This is a genomic window from uncultured Draconibacterium sp. (assembly GCF_913063105.1).
Lineage (GTDB): Bacteria > Bacteroidota > Bacteroidia > Bacteroidales > Prolixibacteraceae > Draconibacterium.
On record NZ_CAJXYQ010000008.1, the window covers coordinates 156,421 to 177,515 of the forward strand.

Consider the following 21,095-nt stretch of genomic DNA (forward strand, 5'->3'; position numbering starts at 1 on the left):
AGACCTGTCAACATTTAACAACCTAAAAATAAAACAATTGATGAAAAAACTAAAATCGATAACCTTTATTCTTTTATGCTTGCTGCTTTTCAGTTGCCAAAAAGAAGCTACTAAACAACCCAATTTCCTGTTTATTTTGGTCGACGACCAATCGGCTTTCGACTTAAAATTGTACGACGAAAATTCGATTTTGGAAACACCCAATATCGATAAATTGGCCGAAGGAGGAATGGTTTTCGAAAGTGCCTACCACATGGGGTCAATGAATGGGGCTGTTTGCACGCCTTCACGCCATATGATTATGAGCGGACGTACCGTTTGGAATCTGCCAGAAAGTGCAGGAAAAATGTCTGCTTACAATTGCCCCGACAGCCTGCAACTACAAACCATTGGTGCCGTATTTAGCCGGGCCGGCTACAATACCATGCGCACCTGCAAAAAGGGAAATTCTTTTGGGGCTGCCAATACCCAGTTTACCGTGGTGCACGATGCCACAAAACGTGGGGGTACCGAAGAAAGCGGAAGCGCGTGGCACGGTCAACAAGTGCTTAATTACTTAAACACCAGGGAAGCAAACCAGGAGAAAGAACCATTCTTTATCTATTTTGGTTTTTCACATCCTCACGATGAACGTAATGGTACACCTGAGTTATTGGCAAAATATGGTGCTACAAACCATAAAGACAAAGAATCGTTGCCGGCAGCTAATCCAAAGCAGCCCGAAGTTCCTGTAAATTATTTGTTTGAGCATCCGTTTTTTCATGGTCACCCGGCCTTACGCGACGAAGAGCGTGTACCGGGAGTTTGGAAAAATCGCGATGTAAATACCATCCGAAACGAGCAAGGGCGAGAATTTGCCTGCTCCGAAAATATTGACATTCAGATTGGTAAAGTGCTGAAAAAGCTGGAAGAAATGGGTGAGTTGGATAATACCTACATTGTTTACACTGCCGACCACGGAATTGCCATTGGTCGCCATGGTTTAATGGGCAAACAAAACCTTTACGAGCACTGCTGGCGTGTTCCATTTATTGTAAATGGCCCTGGAATTGCAGCAGGAACTCGTGTGGAAGGGAATGTTTATTTGCTTGACTGTTTGCCAACTTTATGCGATTTAGCCGGTATTGAAATTCCGGAAACCGTGATGGGCAAAAGCATGAAACCAATTTTGGAAGGTACTGAACAAACTTTACGCGATGTTATGTATGGTGTGTATGCGGGTGGAACCAAACCAGGAATCCGCTCGGTTCGAAAAGGCGACTGGAAACTGATAAAATACGATATGATGGACGGTGCCGTTCGCGAAACACAATTGTTTAATCTGGCTGAGAATCCCAATGAATTTTTACCGGAACATGGTAAAACCGGTGAAATGGAAACCGATTTAGCTGAGAACCCAAAGTACGCTGAAAAACTGGCAGAAATGGAAGCACTGCTTCTTCAGCAAATGGAGGAACACAACGACCCATATCGCATGTGGGATCAAGAATAAGGGAGTTTAGAATGAGGGAATTTAAGAATATTTGAATTATACCCCTTTGCCTGTTGGCATTTCCCCTTAAAAGGGGAAACGGGGAATTGAAAAGCCAAAGGTTTTGAAGAAACGTTGAAAGTTGCTTCAAGGCCTGCTCCCTTCATGAGGGGAGCTTTCGACAGACTGAGGGGTATGAAAAGAGTCAATAAAATAATATTATAATGGAAACACTAAAAAACACAATTTTATTACTGGCCGTAATAATTTTTGCAGTAGGATCTGCACAAGCTCAAAAACTAACTCCCGAAGACTTAAACAACTGGACTTTTTTAGGTCAGGGAACTAAAATGGTAGAAAGCCACAATCAGTTCTTTATGAAAGAAGACCCGATGCAAAGCAACGGGGTAATGATAGTAAGCCCCGAAAGTTATGGTGAAAATGTGGTCATAAAATACGATGTTATGTCGGTAACAACTGCTGGCGTATTGGTAGCAATTTTGTCAGCTTCAAATCCCGGAGAAGATACAGGTATAACTATTCCTAAAGATTATGATGGCTCAATGAGTCTTTGGATTGATGATGTGGAAAACTATTTGTATGCCTTTAGGAATGGTCCGCATAATTTCACTCCGTTTATCCGTAAATACCCGTGTCCTGCTGGTCAAGACCCGGCTTTGATTTCAATGGAGAAAAACTTTATGCACCCCGGTGTTTACTACTCGGTTGAAATTGGCCGAAAAGGAAATTTATTGTGGTGTAAAGTGGATGGTGAAACCATTCTGGAAACTACCGATAAAAATGCTTTTGGCGGTGGTCACATTGCTTTCCGAATTCGAGGAACAGCCGGCGAATATGCAGCTTGTTTAATCCGAAATGTTGAAATAATAAAATAGAAGAAGTCCGCTTTTTCTCCCACGTCATTCTGAGCGGAGTCGAAGGAAGGGGAGATGCCTGTGTCTGGAATATGTGGGAATGGCAGAGGGATATTTTAACTTTTAAGGAGATTTATTTGGTTCAAAGAAATTAGTAACATGAAACATCTTAAAAAATTAACAACTATTTTGCTACTAAGCGTAGCCCTTTTCTCCTGCAAAACAGAAGAAAAGGAAAGCCAGCCCAACATTGTCGTAATTTTATGCGATGACCTTGGCTATGGCGATTTATCAGGTTTCGGTCACCCTGTTATTGAAACACCTAACCTGGATAAAATGGCCGAAGACGGTATTAAGTTCACCAGTTTTTATTCGGCAGCACCAGTGTGTTCACCATCCCGAGCTGGTTTGCTTACAGGAAGAAGTCCAAACAGAGCAGGGATTTACGATTTTATTCCCGGACCACGAAAAAGCGAGGATTGTCGCGATATTGTGCATCTTCAGGCACATGAACAAACCATACCGGGCATGCTAAAAACGGTTGGGTATTCAACTTGTTTGTCGGGGAAATGGCACTGCAGTTCGCATTTTAATTCTGATAAACAACCAACACCGGGTTACTTTGGTTTCGACCACTGGTTTGCCACGCATAACAATGCGGCACCAAGCCACGAAAATCCTAAAAATTTTGTGCGCAATGGCCATGATGTTGGGCAATTGGAAGGATTTAGTTGCCAGTTGGTTGTTGATGAAGCATTAAACTGGCTCAAAAACAAAGAAGACAGAAATCCGTTTTACCTGCAGGTGTGTTTTCACGAACCGCACGAACCCGTAGCATCTCCTGCACAACTGGTTGAAAAATATATGTCGCAATCGGAAAACGAAGACCAGGCTCAGTATTTTGCCAATGTAGAAAATATGGATAAGGCAGTAGGACAATTAATTGAGTACCTTAAAGCTAATCATGGTGATAATACGCTGATTGTTTTTAGCTCCGATAATGGCCCTGAAACTTTAATGCGTTACTATCGAGCCAAACGTTCGTATGGTTCGCCTGGCGAGCTAAAAGGAATGAAACTTTGGACGAGCGAAGCGGGTTTTCGTGTTCCCGGAGTTTTTCGGTGGTTAGGAAAAGAAACGTTTAACGGCACTACCGATGCTGTGGTTTCATCGCTCGATTTCATGCCTACCTTTGCCGAAATTTCCGGAGCAACGCTTCCTGATGTTATTTTGGACGGACAGTCGATTATTCCTTTGATTGAAACGGGAAGCATGAATAGGGTGAAACCATTAACCTGGGCATTTTACGATGCCATAAACGAGCGTATGGTGGCAATGCGCACCAACGACTGGAAAATTATGTGCCGCCTGAAAAGCGATACTTCCTATGTGGAAAATTTCCATAACATTTACGATGGAAACGAGCAGATGATTAAAGAAGCAGAACTTACTGATTTCGTTTTGTATAATATGAATGAAGACATCTCTGAAAGCACTGATGTTTCGGAAAAATACCCTGATAAATTTGAAGAGATGAAAGAATTGTTGAAGTCGGAATATGCCGCACTTCTTGAAGGTAGCTTTGTTTGGGAAAGGAAAGAATAAAACTTTTGTTTACCCATGTGCCTATCGACATTTTCCTTCATGAGGGAAAACTGCTTCAAACGAAGGAATAATATTTTAATTAAACATAGGAATTTAGTTTAGAATGTGCTTCCCTCGTGAGATCGCGAATGGGTGAGGGGTAAATAAGAAATAATAAAACCATTTTATAAAATGACCTTGCATAAATATATTTCAAAACTTGCAGTGTTGGTAGTTTGTGGCCTGTTTTTTAGTTGCGAAGTGAAACAGGAAAAAAAAATAGACCCCAACATAGTAATCATCTACACCGACGATCAGGGCTCTGGTGATGTGAGTGCACTAAACCCAAACGCCAAATTTAAAACTCCTAACATCGACCGGCTTGTTGCTGAAGGAGTAACTTTTACCGACGGGCACAGCAGCGATGCCGTTTGTACACCATCGCGCTACACGCTACTTACCGGAAGATATAGTTGGCGAACTTCGCTAAAAAAAGGAGTGCTTGGAGCCGATGGCCCCTGTTTGATTGAAAAAGACCGTATGACCATCGCATCGATGCTAAAAGAACAAGGCTACAACACGGCAATGGTTGGTAAATGGCACCTTCAAATGAACTTTGCGGGGACCAAAGGCAAAAACCGCGATTGGTCGCAACCGTTTACCGACGGCCCTATCGAAAAAGGATTTGATTACTTTTTCGGACTGCCGGCATCCATGAATTTTGGTGTGCTAACCTATTTAGAAAATGACCGTGTTTTGGAACCCGCAACACTCTGGACCAAAAAGAAAAAGAATCCAATTCCCAGCTCTTTCCACAATGCAGTTAATCCTGCGGATTATCGGATGACACCCCCTTTTATGGATGAGCCTGAAAGTAGAGGTTGGATTGAGGCCGCACCATCGTTTAACGACGAGTTGGTGCTGGAAACTTTTGCAGCCAAAGCGGTTGAGTACATCGATAGAGTTGCCGATGATGCAAAAAACGGAAAACCCTTCTTTTTGTATTTCCCGCTAACCAGTCCACACTTGCCCCATTGTACCCACCCCGATTTTCGGGGACGAACCGCATGTGGTAATTATGGCGATTTTATGGAAGAAACCGATTACCGTGTTGGACAAGTGCTGAATGCCCTAAAAGAAAATGGACTGGAAGAAAACACATTGGTCATATTTTCCGCCGACAATGGTGCCGAAACAAATTACGTATACCAGCGCGACACATACGACCACTGGAGCTGTATGAACTTTAAAGGCGGGAAACGTGATATTTACGAAGGCGGACACCGTGTTCCGTTTTTAATGCGCTGGCCAAAAGTAATCAAAGCTGGTAGCAAGGTTGATGTGCCGGTTTGCCAGTCGGATTACCTGGCAACTATTGCCGAAATTGTTGGTGCTGAAATTCCTGAAAATGCTGCCGAAGACAGCTATAACTTGCTACCCTTGATTTCAGAAAATATTCCGAAAGAAGAATACCAATCAGATAGAGCCATTATTCATCATTCGGCAAGTGGTCATTTTGCCATTCGCAAAGGCAAATGGAAACTAAATATGTTACGCGGCTCGGGAGGCTCTTATAAACCATCTTTTATTGAACCCAAGGAAGGTGAAGCACTTTACGAACTTTACGATATGGAAAACGACCCAGGCGAAACTACAAACCTGTATTTCGAACACCCTGAAATTGTAGAATCGCTAACAGCTGAAATCACCGAAATTATTGAAATCGGTAGGTCGACTGATGGTGCTCCACAATCATTTGTAAAAGACAACTGGGAGCAGGTATTCTGGATGGAATTGCAGTAAAGAACGAATAAAATCAATTAATACAAGTTATTATGAACCTAATAAAAGTAACAACATTCCTTCTTATTGTTCTAGGATGGAGTATGAGTAGTGCTCAGGTGCTGGCTCAAAATAGTACTAAACAGAAACCAAACATTATTTTTGTTATTACCGACGATCAGGGAATGGGCGATTTGGGGTGTACCGGAAATCCATACATCAAAACACCAAACATCGATAAGTTTTATACCGATGCGGTGCGTTTTACCAACTACCATGTGGGAACCACCTGCGCTCCAACACGAAGTGGAATTATGAGCGGCCGACACTGTAACCGCGTAAACGTTTTTCACACCATTATGGGACGTTCTATTCTTTTCGAAGATGAAGTTATATTGCCTCAGATACTTGCGCAAAACGGTTATACCAATGCCATGTATGGGAAATGGCATTTGGGTGACAATTACCCGTACCGACCAGAAGACAGGGGGTTTCATGAGGTGGTACGCCATGCCGCCGGAGGAATTGGCCAGGGACCCGATTACTGGATGAACGATTACTTTGCCGATACATATTGGCACAACGGAGTTGAGCAGAAATATGAGGAATACTGTACCGATGTATTCTTCTCAGAAGCGTTGGATTTTATCGAGAAAAACAAAGACCGTCCGTTTTTCTGTTATCTTTCAACCAATGCCCCTCACTCGCCATACAATGTTCCGAAAGAATATTACGATATGTATGTTGGTAAAGAAGAGTATAAAGATCTGAACGAAAGGATGCTTCGGTTTTACGGAATGATTACCAATATTGATGACAATTTTAAAAAGCTGGAAGATAAGCTTGATGAGCTGGGTTTAACCGATAATACCATCTTGATTTTCACGACCGATAACGGAACTTCGGCTGGCCGCTCAACTTACAATGCCGGATTAAAAGGTGGAAAAGGAAGTCAGTTTGACGGTGGCCACCGCGTGCCCTTTTTTATTCGCTGGCCCAACGGGCAAATTACAGGCGGAAAAGATATTGACAACCTGGTAGCGAATTACGATTTGCTCCCAACCTTTGTTGATTTGCTTGGCCTTGATTTTAATCCGGTAAAACCATTGGATGGAAAGAGCCTTGCTCCTTTAATGACGCAGGAAAATCCGGAATGGCCCAACCGTATTTTGTATATCGACACACAACGCGAGCAAAACCTGATTAAATACAAGGCTTATTCGGTAATGGACGACAACTGGCGCTTGATTGATGGTAACCAGCTCTACAATATTACCACGGACCGTGCCCAGGAAAATAATGTTATCGAAGAATATCCTGAAGTTGCTGCGCGTTTGGCTGAAGGTTATGAACGTTGGTGGCAGTCGCTTTTAGATGAAGGGGTGGATGAGAAATATGCCTATATAAAAGTTGGAACACCTTATGAAAATCCGACAAAAATAATGTCGCACGACTTAATTATTGGAGCTTATAAAGGAGTGTGGCACCAAAACGGAGCCATAACGGGCGAGCAGGCCGGTGGTTGGTGGAAAGTCGAATTTGTTACCGGAGGAGAGTATAATATTGTACTTCGCCGTTTCCCACGCGAGAGCGGGCATGCTATCAACGCTACTTTTCCGGCCCAGGAAAAACGTATTGAACTCGACAAAACAGCACCTGCTGCCGTAAAAAATGATTTTACCAAAGCACATTTATATGTAGCGGGTCAAACCAAAAAGGTTGACATAAAAGAGGGGCAGGAAGAAGTAACATTTAAGCTAAATATTCCTGCCGGGAAATACGATATGGAAGCGCAGTTGATTGATGAAATGAACCTTGTTCATCCGGCCTACTATGTTTATATTGAAAAGATGTAAGATCATGATGAAAATAATAAAATCTATTATTCTGATTTTGTTTTGCGCATCAGTGTCGCAAGCACAAAGTCCAAACGATGAGTTAAGAAATATAGACAGTACAAAGCCATTCATATTAACCTATAAAAAAATAGATAGTGTAAGGCTCGACCTCACTTTTCGTTACCCACCAAAATTCAAAAAGAACAAAAAATACCCTGCCATTATTTTCTTTTTTGGTGGTGGCTGGAACGGTGGAACAACAGAGCAGTTTAAACCACAAGCAGAATACTTTGCATCAAGAGGGATGATTACGGTGTTGGCAGACTACCGCGTAAAATCGAGGCACAAAACGACGCCTTATGAAGCTAGTTCTGATGCCAAATCGGCCATTAGGTTTTTGCGCCAACACGCTGAAGAATTAAATATTCATACCGAAAAAATTGTGGCATCAGGGGGATCTGCCGGAGGGCATTTGGCAGCTGTAACCGGTGTTTGCCCAACGCTTGATGAACCGGATGAAGATTTGAATATTAGTTCGAAAGCCAATGCACTGGTTTTGTTTAACCCTGTGTTTGATAATGGCCCCGAAGGTTTCTGCCATGAGCGTATGGGCGAACGCTGGAAAGAAATATCGCCGGCTCATAACATCTCAAAAGATGCCCCGCCTACAATTGTTTTTCTGGGGCGAGAAGACCATCTGATTCCTGCTTCTGTAGCCGAAAACTACAAGGCAAAAATGGATGAAGCGGGTTGCCGTTGCGATTTGTTTTTGTACGATGACGCTGGGCACGGTTTTTTTAATAACTACAAATACGATGGTAAATTTTATGTGGAAACTGTGCGCGAAACAGACCGGTTTTTAAAATCGTTAGGGTATGTTAAAGGCAAGCCAAAAATATCATTGAATTCAAAATAACTCATTGCCATTAAGGATGACGCTAATTAATCTCGGATCTCAGTTTTTAAGGAATCTTTGATGATTGAAAATGCGTCATGTGTTAGTTTTCTTTATTAGAGCAAGGAAATTGAAATACAAACAAAAACAATTAATATGAAAAATTTAAAAAGAAGAATTACACTAAGCCTGGTACTGCTCATGCTGATAAGCACAGGCTTTGGACAAAAACAAACAAAAAAACTTAATACCGACGAACGTATGGCGTGGTGGCGCGATGCCCGTTTTGGTATGTTTATTCACTGGGGGCCTTACGCCGTGCCCGGTGGCGAACGCAATGGAAAAGTTTGCGGTGGGGGTGCCGAGTGGATTATGGATAAACTGGATTACACGATTGAAGATTACGAAAAGGAGGTGGTTGATGTGTTTGAACCGGTTAATTTTGATGCCGACGAGTGGGTAGGTATTGCCAAAGATGCCGGGATGAAATACATCGTTTTAACATCGAAACACCACGATGGTTTCGCCATGTGGAACTCGAAAATAAGCGACTACAACATTGTAAAACGCACCGATTTTGGCCGAGATGTGGTAAAAGAGTTAGCAGAAGCTTGCAGAAAAGAGGACATTGTTTTTTGTTTCTATCACTCCATTACCGACTGGCATCATCCGCAGGCACAATCTATATTTTACCCGCATTACAACGTGGGGCAAAAAGACCAAACCAAATCGAACCCGGAGTTTCCAAAATATTTCGAAAATTACCTAAAACCTCAGGTGCGTGAATTGCTTACAAACTATGGCGACATTGGGGTAGTTTGGTTCGATGGGGAGTGGATAGCTGATTACACTACCGAAATGGGAAAAGAAATGTACGAAATGATTATGGAGCTTCAGCCCAACACCATTGTAAATAACCGCGTTGACAAAGGCCGTAACGGAATGGCCGGAATGAATGTGGAAGGCAACTTTGCCGGCGATTTTGGAACACCCGAAAAAGAAGTGCCTGCAACAGGTATTGATTCCGACTGGGAAGCCTGTTTTACCATGAACGGTTCGTGGGGCTATAAACCATCGGATAAAAAGTGGAAAAGTGATGAAAAGCTAATTCATAGCCTGATTGACATTGTATCGAAAGGAGGAAATTTCTTGCTCAATGTAGGCCCTGATGGATTGGGTGTTATCCCAACAGAGAGTATCGAAATACTTGCCTCAATGGGTGATTGGATGGATACGAACAGCGAGTCGATTTATGGCTGTAAAGCCAGTCCAGTTAACCGGCCCGAGTGGGGACGCTATACCAGCAAAGACAAGGTAGTTTATGCCCATGTTTTTGATTGGCCTGAAGATGGAAAACTGATGATTGATGAAAAACTAAAAGTAAAAAAGGCAAATCTGGTTGATGGTGGTAAGAAACTTAAAGTTGATGGCTCAATTGTCGCTTTACCCAAAAATGCTCCCGACAACATTGCTTCGGTTATAAAACTCGAATTAGCGCAATAAACGAAACTATATTTTTTTGAGAAAGATTCCTGTTCCACGTTGCGAATCGGAATCTTTTTTTTGCCTCACGTTTCTTAGCTTCAAAACCACCCCAGATGCAACATAATTACCAAAGCATGCACTATTGGTGCTAATCTAAATCTTCGATTTTTATTACTCTTGTAGCTGTTAAAGGGTTAACATTCAGCAGAGCCTATGTAAGCTAAAGAATATTTAAACCAAAAATTATCAACCTATTTTTATGCAAATTTTTAGTAATTTATTTATCTCCCTGTTTCTATTCGGCCTTCTGTTTGCAGGTTGCAATAACACGAATGAGCAAACTTACAAATTGAAACTCTGGTACAATGCCCCGGCATCTAACTGGAACGAAGCTCTGCCTATTGGTAACGGACGCTTAGGAGCCATGGTTTATGGTATCCCGGATAAAGAAAACATCCAGTTGAACGAGGAAACGCTTTGGGGTGGTGGACCACACCGTAACGACAATCCCGATGCAAAAGCAATACTGTACGACATACGCCAATTACTTTTTGATGGTAACTATGAAGAAGCGCATAAGTTGGCTAATGCAAAAATTATTTCAAAAGTAGCGCATGGTATGCCTTACGAAACAGCCGGAAATTTGAGACTGAATTTTGAAGGCCATGAGAACTATTCTGATTATTACCGCGAATTGGATATTGAAAATGCAGTAACAAAATCGATCTATACCGTTGATGGAGTTAAGTTCGAGCGCGAAGTGTTTACATCTTTCACCGATCAGGTAATTGTGATCCGGCTAACGGCCAGCGAAAAAGGGAAGATTAGTTTCAGTGCCGGAATGGATCGTCCTGCACCGGCAGTGGTCGAGGTGAAGACTAAAGGGGAAAATGAGTTAAGCATGACCGGGACAAGCAGCGATGTAGCCGCCCGGGGAGTAAAAACGCCTGTTGAAGGCCGTGTTAAGTTTGAATCGAGGCTGAAAATAGTTCCCGAAGGAGGAACCTTAGCTGCTACGGATACAAGCCTAACCTTATCCGGTGCAAACAGTGCAACTTTATATGTTTCAATAGCTACCAACTTTGTAAACTATAACGATGTTAGTGCCGATGAACATAAGCGAGTAAGTGACTATATCGCAAAGGCCGAAAAGAAAGCGTATCAGGAATTAATTGCTGACCATTCTTCGTATTACCGCAGTTATTTCGACCGTGTTTCATTGGATTTAGGAGTTACCGATTCGATCAAAAATCCAACCGATGTACGCATCAAAGAGTTCAGTAAGGGGAACGATCCGGCGTTGGCTGCTTTATATTTTCAATATGGCCGTTACCTGTTAATTTGTTCTTCGCAACCCGGCGGACAACCTGCCAACTTGCAAGGGATTTGGGCGCACGAACTTTATCCTCCGTGGAAAAGTGCCTATACGGTAAACATTAACCTGGAAATGAATTATTGGCCTGCAGAAATGACCAACCTCAGCGAAATGCACGAGCCACTAATTGACCTGGTAAATGAGCTTTCGGTTGCAGGTAGGCAAACCGCCAAAGATATGTACGGTGCCGATGGATGGGTCTGTCATCATAATACCGATTTGTGGCGCATTTGTGGCCCGGTTGACGGTGCCACCTGGGGAATGTGGCCAAGTGGTGGCTTGTGGTTAAGCCAACATTTATGGGAGAAATATTTGTATAGCGGCGATTTGGAATATTTAAAAGAAGTATATCCGGCGATGAAAGGTTCTGCCGAGTTTTGCCTGAGCTTTTTAACACCAGAACCCGATAATGGGTGGTTAATTTTTGCGCCTTCTACTTCGCCCGAAAACCGTCCGGCCCACATGCCAAAAAATGTGAATATTGCCTATGCCACCTCCATGGACAATCAACTCATTTTGGATATGCTGACAAAAACAGCAGAGGCAGCAAGCCTATTAAATACCGATTCTGAATTAATACAAAAGATTGAAGATACCCTTCCAAAACTGGCTCCTAACCAAATTGGACAACACGGTCAAATTCAGGAATGGATCCACGATTGGGATAGTCCGGAAGACAAGCACCGTCATATTTCGCAATTATATGCCATGCACCCGTCGAACCAGTTTTCGCCTTTCCGCACACCGGAACTGGCCGAAGCCACAAGGAATGTTTTGATTTACCGGGGCGACCCGTCAACCGGCTGGAGTATGAACTGGAAAATTAACCAGTGGGCACGTTTGCTTGATGGAAACCATGCCTATAAAATGATGACTGACCAGATTAAACTGGTTGGCCGCCCCGGAACAAAGGGTGGCGGAACTTATGCCAATATGTTAGATGCACATCCGCCTTTCCAGATTGACGGAAACTTTGGTTTTACCTCGGGCCTCACCGAAATGATGGTGCAAAGTCATGATGGTGCAATTCATTTAACTCCGGCCTTACCCGATGTTTGGCCATCAGGCAAGGTAAGAGGTTTACGTGCACGTGGTGGTTTCGAAATTGAAGCATTGGAATGGGAAAATGGCGAAGTGGTAAAAGCTGTAATTAAATCGAATTTAGGTGGTAACTGCCGTATCCGAAGCTATTCAGAATTGGTAACTGAAGCCGGTGAAATCCTTAACCAGGCTAAAGGGGATAATGCAAATCCATTCTTCCAGGTACCGTCTATTCAGGAACCCCTGATTTCAGAAAATGCTGATTTAAAGGGATTTGAAGTGAAAGATACTTATTTGTGCGATGTTAAAACGGAGCCGGGACAAACCCTTGTTTTGGTGAGAAAGTAAAGTAATGTTGATGAAAATGAGAAGACAAATGAATAATAAAAAAACAATCAGCTTTTTGATTTTTAGTTTGCTGGTTATTGCCGCTTACGCTCAAAACCCCGTATTTACCCACGTTTTTACAGCCGATCCTTCGCCACATGTTTGGCCCAACGATGATCGGTTATGGGTATATACATCGCATGATGAACCCGGCTCGAATAATCATTACGGAATGACCGGTTACCATTGCTTTTCTACCACCGACCTGGTAAACTGGACCGACCATGGCCGTATTTTGCACCTGGAGAATGTGGATTGGGCCGAGAGCCACGCCTGGGCATTGGATGCCGCATACTATCGAGGAAAATACTACCTCATTTATTGTATGAAAGAGGCCGGGATTGGATTGTTCAGAACCGGAATTGCACGTAGCGATGTTCCCGAAGGACCTTTTACCGACCTGGGCTATGTAAAAGGTGTGGAGTTCGGACAGGATCCGGCGCTTTACATCGATGAGGATGGAACACCCTACCTGTTTTGGGGGCACGACCGCAAATGTTTTGCCGCCGAGCTAAATGCCGACCTGATGTCGATAAAGCCGGAAACCTATGTGGATTTAACCCCACAACTCACCCATGTATTTGAAGGCCCCTGGGTTCATAAATACAAGGGGAAATACTTCCTTACTTATCCGGGGTTAACGCCGCGCCGCTGGCCTGAGAAAATGTTTTACGCTGTTGCCGATAAACCACTGGGCCCTTATGAATTTAAAGGTTGTTTTATCGATGACTTTGAGGGACAGAGTGGAACCAACCACGGTGGCACGGTAACTTACAAAGGAAAAGATATAATGTTCTACCACAGCGCCTGGCTATCGGGTGGTTTAAGCGAAACCCGTTGTGTAATGGCCGATTATATAAACTACGACGAGGAGGGAAATATCATTCCAATTGTACCTTCGAAAGCAGGTTTGGGAAATGCAAAACGAACCAAAACAACCTTGAAACTGGAAGCCGAAAACGGTTTTGCAGCAGGCGGAGAGCTGTATAATGTAAATGTGGATACCTGGATAGAAGGATACAGTGGTAAGGGCTATATTACCAATTTCGATAATCCGTACGACCATGTTTCTATTTTGGCACAGGTTGCAAAGCCCGCAAAATATAGATTTATAGTTAGTTATGCTTCACCCGATGGCGACTCCAATCACGACGTTCTGATTAACAGCCGGCAATACCGCGAGTTTAAGTTTCCTCAGTCTGAAACCTTTCGCGAAATCGACTTTGGCATTGTAGAATTAAAAGCCGGAGATAACCTGGTTAGAATTCTCCGCAGTAACTGGAAACCATCGGAAGGTTATTTTGCGCTCGATTACATTAAATTAGAACAGGTATTTGAGAATGAGGAATTAACGAAATAATACAAGAATTGAAAAACAAAATAAATAGAAATGAAAATTACGATTTTAATAGTTCTTTTAGCCTGGGTTACGTATTCGTGTGAGGTTAAAGAAATTAACAAAGAAGAACCCCAACGTCCAAACATCATTTTTATAATGTCCGACGACCATGTCTACCAGGCGATTAGTGTATACGACGATAAGCTAACACAAACCCCAAATATCGACCGGATTGCCAATGAGGGGATGATGTTTACCAACGCCTGTGTTACCAACTCCATTTGTGCACCATCTCGTGCCGTTATTTTAACCGGAAAACACACGCACATTAATGGGAAAACCGACAATTATTTTCCGTTTGATACCACACAGATCACTTTTCCGCAACTATTACAGGATGCCGGATACCAAACTGCAATGTTCGGGAAACTACATTTTGGAAATAGTCCAAAAGGTTTCGACCAGTTTAAAATTTTACCCGGACAGGGAGCTTATTATAATCCCGATTTTATTACTAAAAACAATGGGAAAGTGCGTGTTGAAGGATACACCACCGATATTATTACCGACATGACCATTGATTGGCTGGATAAAGAACGAAACAAGGAAAAACCATTTATGTTGTTTTACCTGCATAAAGCACCGCATCGCGAGTGGTTGCCGGCTGAGCGGTATTACAAAGAATTCACCAAGAAGACTTTCCCGGAGCCGGAAACTTTATTCGATAATTATGAGGGGAGGGGAACAGCTGCTAAAACTGCCGAGATGAATCTGCTAGACCACATGAACTGGGCCGGCGACTCGAAAATCACTCCCGAGTTAATGGATGAACTGGGAATACCCGAGACCTGCGACTGGGACAAATCGGCTTTTGCCCGCGAGGTAGGTCGTCAAAACCCCGAACAGCGTGCCAAATGGGATGCCGTTTACGGACCGATTAACGAGTGGTTTCGAGATAACTACAAAAAAATGTCGCGAAAAGAGTTGATGCAATGGCGCTACCAACGTTACATGCAAGACTATTTGGGAACCATTGCTGCAGTTGACGAAGGTGTTGGCAATGTTCTCGATTATTTAGACGAACAAGGCCTGACCGAAAATACCATTGTCGTATATACTTCCGATCAGGGCTTTTATTTGGGTGAGCACGGTTGGTTCGATAAACGTTTTATTTACGACCAATCGTTTAAAACGCCTTTGCTGGTGCGCTGGCCAAACGTAATTACTCCCAATACCACCAACACGCAAATGGTACAAAACCTCGATTTTGCCCAAACCTTTTTGGAGGCGGCAGGTGTTGAGGCGCCATCAGATATGCAGGGCGAAAGCCTGGTGCCGTTGTTTAAAGGCGAAACCGAAAATTTCCGCGATGCAGCTTATTATCACTACTACGAATACCCATCGGTGCACATGGTAAAACGCCATTGCGGTATTGTTACCGAAGACTACAAACTGGTGCATTTTTATTACGATGTGGACGAGTGGGAATTATACGACCGCAAAAAAGATGTCAACGAAATGACCAATGTGTACAACGATCCGGCCTACAAAGAAGTTGTGGAGGAGTTAACCATTAAGTTGAATGATTTACGCATAAAATATCAGGATACACCGGCATTGGACAGTACCTATTTGCACGACTTTTTAAATCGTGATACGCCAAGCCATTAATAAAAAAACAGACCGATAAATACAATATTAATGACGTGCGGAGTAGTTGTGAATTTCTTTGTACATCGAGAATCAATTTGAAACGAATGAATAAAAATACCATAAAATACAAATTAATTATTTTTTTATTGTTCTTTTCATCTGTGCTTTACGCGCAGGAAAGTACAATGGCAAGCCCTGATAATCATCCGCGCATATACGGTAATAAAAACGCCCAGCAAAATCTTGTCAAAAATGCCGAACAAATTGAATGGAAAAAAGCCATTGTGAAGGAGAAGAAAGCAAATATCGATAAATACGTAAAATTGTGTAAGTCGGAACCCGACTGGTTGCTTTCGCGCCTGCAAATGAACTGGCTTACAAAACACGACAAAGTGTTTTTGAAAGGTGGCGATTTCTCGCATTCCGAGGGCGAAGCTCCTGTGCCAACCGTTCGTTTTTCAGGAACCCGAGACTGGGCTTCCAACTACCGCTTTCCATCCTTGGAGGATTTGCAGCCTTATTTTGATGATGAGCGCGGAATGTATGTGAAAAGTAAAGAAACCGGAGAAATGGAATGGGTGCATCCGTCGAAAGTGGGGCACGGAATTGAGGGTATAAACCGAAAAATTATGGCTTTGGCTGAAAATGCCGCTTTTTTATATTGGCTAACAGGCGATAAAAAATATGCCGAATTTGCAGCTCCGGTTTACGATACTTACATACAAGGCATGTTTTACCGCGAGGCTCCGGTAGACCTAAATAACTCGAGCCAGCAACGCATTTCAGGACTGGCAACTTTTGAAGTTATTCACGAGCAAATTGTGGTTTCGCTTACCCTGATTTACGATTTTATGTTTGATTACCTTAAAGCCAATGGGCACGATATGACCATGTCTGCAGCCGTTTTTCAGAAGTGGGGCGACCAGATTATTAAAAACGGAGTGCCCGATAACAACTGGAACTTCTTTCAGGCGCGTTTTTTAACTTACATTGCTTTGGCACTTGATGATAATAACTATTACGAAAACGGTAAAGGCCAGCAATATTACCTCGATCATACTTTTACTACCTCTACAGATCGTCAGATTGCATTAAAAGAAGCCGTTGGTAATTACGATTACAAAACAGCTATGTGGCCCGAGTGTGCTTCTTACTCCATGCACGTAACCGAAACCTTACTGAAAATCCTCACCTTGCTTGATAATGCTACCAATGCGGATGAGTTTAAGAATTTCCCGGTAGTGGAAAAAGCAACGCTATCTTCGTTTCAATACCTTTTCCCCGATGGTGGTATTGTTGCATTTGGCGATTCTCGTCACCAGTCTCTTCCGTCAGAAAGTTTTGAGTACCTGATTGCCAACTACCGGAAATACAACAAAGAAGACAAGGAGAAAAAGATTACAGCCTTGTATAAAAGCCTCTCAAAAGATGAGCTGAAGCACAGAGGAAAAGGTTTATTCGAATTGTTTTTCTACGTTGACAATTTGGTGGAAACAGAGGAAAAAACAAAAGAAGAGCTAATCACCAGTCTAACTTCGCCAACATTTTACGCCCCCAATGTTAGTTGGTTTATGCAACGAATGGGAAGTGATGACAATGCCACGGTAGTTTCAACTTTTGGCGCCATGGGTAACCATGCACATGCCAACGGGGTGGCTATTGAAATGTATGCCGATAACCAGGTAATTGCGCCCGATATGAGCAAAGGGCCAAGCTATTGGCACGAAGATCACCGTAATTATTACTCACGCTATCCGGCTCACAACACCGTAGTTGTCGATGGTATTTCCGACAGCGAAGCTATGCGCGTTCGTCATCCGTTTACCATGGAATTTCATTTCCCTGAATCGGGAGATAAAGACAATATCTTTAAGCAAGTAACTTTTTCTGATGTGTCGTTTGTGGAGCCGGCAACTTTGGCCAATCAAAACCGACTTACCGCATTAATTACCGGTAAATCAGGAAAACCTTATGTACTCGATATTTTCCGATCGGAAAGGCCGGGCGCTGAAAACCAAAAGCACGAGTATTTCTATCACAACCTTGGGCAGTCGCTTAAGCTGTTCGATGAAAATACAGCACCTCTTTCTTTAGATGTGTCAAACCACTTGAACGCAGAGGGCAACATAAAAGCATACACCTATTTTACTGATGAAACATCTGTTTCTATTTCAGCAAATTTAACGGCTGAGTTTAAACTGGAAAGCGCAAAAAATCCAACTAAAATGATGAAGCTTTGGATAAAAGGCAACGAGAACAGGACCTATTTTTCGGTTAACGGGCCGCAATCTCATGCCTTAAATAAAGCTACTGTTTCTGCCGAGATACGCGAAGCAAAAGTACCTGCTTTGGTTATTCGAAAGGATGGAGAAGCATGGATTAAGCCTTTTGTGGTGGTTTATAATCCTTACGTTGATGGAGGAGAAAAAGTAGTTGCCAAGGTAGCTTATCCTGAAATTGCAGAAAATAATGCTGCACAGTTTATAAATGTTACCCACAGCAACGGAGTTACAGTAGATTCGATTGTTGCAACTACTTCTGAAAACGATGTGGTTAACCTGGATGGGTTTTATCAGAAAGGTTTATTAAGTATTAAACGTGTGTCTGAAAACAACACCCCCGACTTTATTTTTACTTCCGGAATTACGCGTTATGCAGCTGCTGGATGGGAAATTTGCACGTTTGGCGAGCCGGTAACCACTTCAATCGAAATTTGTGCCAGAGGTTTCCAAATTCAGAATGATAAACCCGTATTAATTGGAATGCCTAAAAAACTGCAGCCCGAATACGTTGAAATTTACGAAAACGGAAAACTTGTGGAAAAACGCAAAGGGAATTTGAACCGCAATAATCCAAACCGAATTGATTTCAAATTTGAAAAACCATTTGAAAAGGCAGTTATTGTACTGAAAAAATAGATAAAATAAGATATTACCATGAAGCAGAGACTATTACCTATCGCCATGCTGTTATCGGTTTTGATACTTGGCTCGGGGATGAAAAAGAAAGAGGATTCGATTTACAAACAGGGCTGGATAGACTTTAATAAAAACGGGGTGAAAGATATTTTTGAAGACCCTGAACAAAAAGTGGAAGACCGGGTAAATAACCTGATTTCACTGATGAATGTGGAAGAAAAAACCTGTCAGCTAAATACGCTTTATGGTTTTTCGAGGGTGTTGGAAGACGAGTTACCCAACGAAAAATGGAAAAACCGCGTGTGGAAAGATGGTATTGGTAATATCGACGAACACCTGAACACCATTCAGGGAAGGCCTTCTACACATACCGAACATGCTTACCCTTTTAGCAACCACGCCGAGGCCATTAATATTATGCAAAAGTGGTTTATTGAAGAAACCCGAATGGGAATTCCGGTAGATTTTACCAACGAAGGAGTGCATGGTTTGTGTCATAAAAAAGCGACTCCGCTTCCCGCACCAATTGGTATCGGTTCAACCTGGAACAAAGAACTGGTTCGAGAGGCCGGAGAGATGGTGGGCCGCGAAGCAAAAGCCTTGGGCTACACCAATATTTATGCACCAATTTTAGATGTGGCTACCGACCAACGTTGGGGCCGCGTATTGGAATGTTATGGCGAAGAACCCTTTCATATTGCTGAAATGGGCAAACAAATGGTGGAAGGAATTCAGTCGCAGGGCGTGGCATCAACCATAAAACACTTTGCGGTTTACAGTGTGCCCAAAGGCGCCCGCGATGGCGATGCCCGTACCGATCCACACGTGGCACCGCGCGAAATGCACCAGCTTTACCTGTATCCTTTTCGCAGGGTAATTCAGGAAGCCAAGCCAATGGGAGTAATGAGTAGCTACAACGATTACGACGGCGTTCCGGTTTCATCGAGCTACTATTTTTTGACTGAATTACTACGTCAACAATATGGCTTTACCGGTTATGTGGTTTCCGATAGCGAGGCCGTTGAATATGTTTCGGACAAGCACCGCGTAGCTCCCGACTATAAAGATGCCGTTCGTCAGGTAATTGAGGCCGGATTAAATGTGCGTACCACTTTCCGCACGCCTGAATCATTTATCGAGCCTTTACGCGAATTAATCGCCGAAGGAAAATTGTCGATGAAAACGGTTGATGCCCGAGTTGCCGACGTGTTGCGCGTAAAATTTGAATTGGGATTGTTTGATAACCCGTATGTTGAAGATACTGAAGCCGCCAACTCTTTGGTACACACGGATGCAGATGCTGCTTTCTCGAAAAAAATTAACCAGCAATCGCTAGTCCTGTTAAAAAACGAAAATAAATTATTGCCTCTTGATATTGAAAAAGTGGATAAGATTCTGGTAACAGGGCCATTGGCCGATGAAACCAGCTTTACCTACAGCCGTTATGGTCCTGCCGAAAATCCATCGACATCGGTATTTGCAGGAATAAAAAAATATGCAGGCAACAAGGCTCAGGTTGATTATATTCAGGGCTGCGATATTATTGACCCAAACTGGCCGGGAAGCGAGATTATTTACACACCACTTTCGGAAGAAGAGCAGGCCGGAATTGCTGCTGCCGTTGAAAAAGCCAAACAGTCGGATGTGATTATTGCTGTGGTAGGCGAAGATGAAAAACGTGTAGGCGAATCTTTATCGCGCACTGGTCTGGGTTTACCCGGTCGTCAGTCGGAATTGGTTCGCGCCTTGTATGCCACCGGAAAACCGGTAGTGCTGGTTTTAATTAACGGACAACCGCTAACCATTAACTGGGAGGACAAATACGTGCCAGCTATTTTGGAAGCCTGGTTTCCGGGAACTGAATGTGGAAATGTAATTGCCGAAACACTGTTTGGTGATTATAATCCTGGAGGAAAACTATCCATTACTTTTCCAAAATCGGTCGGGCAAATTCCTTTGAGTTTCCCATTTAAACCGGGTTCGCATGCCGGACAACCGGGGGTGGGGCCAAACGGTTATGGAAATACCCGCGTTGTTGGAGCCTTGTATCCTTTTGGTTATGGTTTAAGCTACACCACTTTCGAGTACAGCAACCTACAATTAAGTGCAAAAGAACTACATGCCCAGGCAGACGTATCAGTTAGCTTCAATGTAACAAACACGGGCGAAGTTGCCGGCGATGAAATTGTTCAGCTATACCTGAAAGATGAAGTGAGCAGCGTAACAACTTACGAATCGGTATTGCGTGGATTCAAGCGTGTTCATTTAAAACCGGGAGAGACAAAAACTGTTTCGTTTACGCTAAGCCCCGATGATTTAAAAATCCTGGATATTAATATGAACTGGACTGTTGAACCGGGAAAATTCCAGGTTTTGGTAGGTGCTTCTTCGGAAGATATCAGGTTAAAAGACGAATTTAAAATACTTCTTAACTAACGTTACCGAATAAGTA

Annotated in this window: 12 protein-coding genes; all 12 read left to right on the plus strand. The window is 42.9% G+C overall.

Annotated features, from left to right (window positions below; genetic code table 11):
• The first annotated feature begins 40 nt into the window (after positions 1–40).
• Positions 41–1,492 carry a sulfatase-like hydrolase/transferase gene (locus tag QZ574_RS10325; protein ID WP_297089405.1) on the plus strand — a complete coding sequence of 484 codons (1,452 nt, stop codon included), beginning with the start codon at positions 41–43 and terminating at the stop codon, positions 1,490–1,492.
• Between the two features lie 203 nt (positions 1,493–1,695).
• On the plus strand, positions 1,696–2,367 hold the full coding sequence (locus QZ574_RS10330) for a hypothetical protein (RefSeq protein ID WP_297089406.1): 672 nt from the start codon (positions 1,696–1,698) through the stop codon (positions 2,365–2,367).
• Between the two features lie 138 nt (positions 2,368–2,505).
• Entirely contained in the window at positions 2,506–3,951 is a 1,446-nt protein-coding gene (locus QZ574_RS10335; protein ID WP_297089407.1) for a sulfatase-like hydrolase/transferase, read from the plus strand.
• Positions 3,952–4,122: 171 nt separating this feature from the next.
• Positions 4,123–5,733 carry an arylsulfatase gene (locus QZ574_RS10340; RefSeq protein ID WP_297089408.1) on the plus strand — a complete coding sequence of 537 codons (1,611 nt, stop codon included), beginning with the start codon at positions 4,123–4,125 and terminating at the stop codon, positions 5,731–5,733.
• Between the two features lie 32 nt (positions 5,734–5,765).
• Positions 5,766–7,568 carry an arylsulfatase gene (locus tag QZ574_RS10345; protein ID WP_297089409.1) on the plus strand — a complete coding sequence of 601 codons (1,803 nt, stop codon included), beginning with the start codon at positions 5,766–5,768 and terminating at the stop codon, positions 7,566–7,568.
• A 4-nt stretch (positions 7,569–7,572) separates the two neighbouring features.
• Complete coding sequence (locus tag QZ574_RS10350) at positions 7,573–8,466, plus strand: alpha/beta hydrolase (RefSeq protein ID WP_297089410.1); 894 nt, start codon at positions 7,573–7,575, stop codon at positions 8,464–8,466.
• Between the two features lie 135 nt (positions 8,467–8,601).
• Positions 8,602–9,948, plus strand: coding sequence for an alpha-L-fucosidase (locus QZ574_RS10355; RefSeq protein WP_297089411.1), 1,347 nt, complete (start codon positions 8,602–8,604; stop codon positions 9,946–9,948).
• 331 nt (positions 9,949–10,279) lie between these two features.
• The gene (locus QZ574_RS10360; RefSeq protein WP_297089412.1) at positions 10,280–12,694 is read left to right on the plus strand and encodes a glycoside hydrolase family 95 protein; all 2,415 of its coding nucleotides are present in this window, start codon (positions 10,280–10,282) and stop codon (positions 12,692–12,694) included.
• A 28-nt stretch (positions 12,695–12,722) separates the two neighbouring features.
• Complete coding sequence (locus QZ574_RS10365; protein WP_297089413.1) at positions 12,723–14,093, plus strand: family 43 glycosylhydrolase; 1,371 nt, start codon at positions 12,723–12,725, stop codon at positions 14,091–14,093.
• 30 nt (positions 14,094–14,123) lie between these two features.
• Positions 14,124–15,743, plus strand: a complete 1,620-nt coding sequence (locus QZ574_RS10370; RefSeq protein ID WP_297089414.1) for a sulfatase — start codon at positions 14,124–14,126, stop codon at positions 15,741–15,743.
• Between the two features lie 86 nt (positions 15,744–15,829).
• Complete coding sequence (locus tag QZ574_RS10375) at positions 15,830–18,643, plus strand: heparinase II/III family protein (RefSeq protein WP_297089415.1); 2,814 nt, start codon at positions 15,830–15,832, stop codon at positions 18,641–18,643.
• An 18-nt stretch (positions 18,644–18,661) separates the two neighbouring features.
• Positions 18,662–21,079 carry a glycoside hydrolase family 3 N-terminal domain-containing protein gene (locus QZ574_RS10380; protein WP_297089416.1) on the plus strand — a complete coding sequence of 806 codons (2,418 nt, stop codon included), beginning with the start codon at positions 18,662–18,664 and terminating at the stop codon, positions 21,077–21,079.
• The last annotated feature ends 16 nt before the right edge of the window (positions 21,080–21,095 follow it).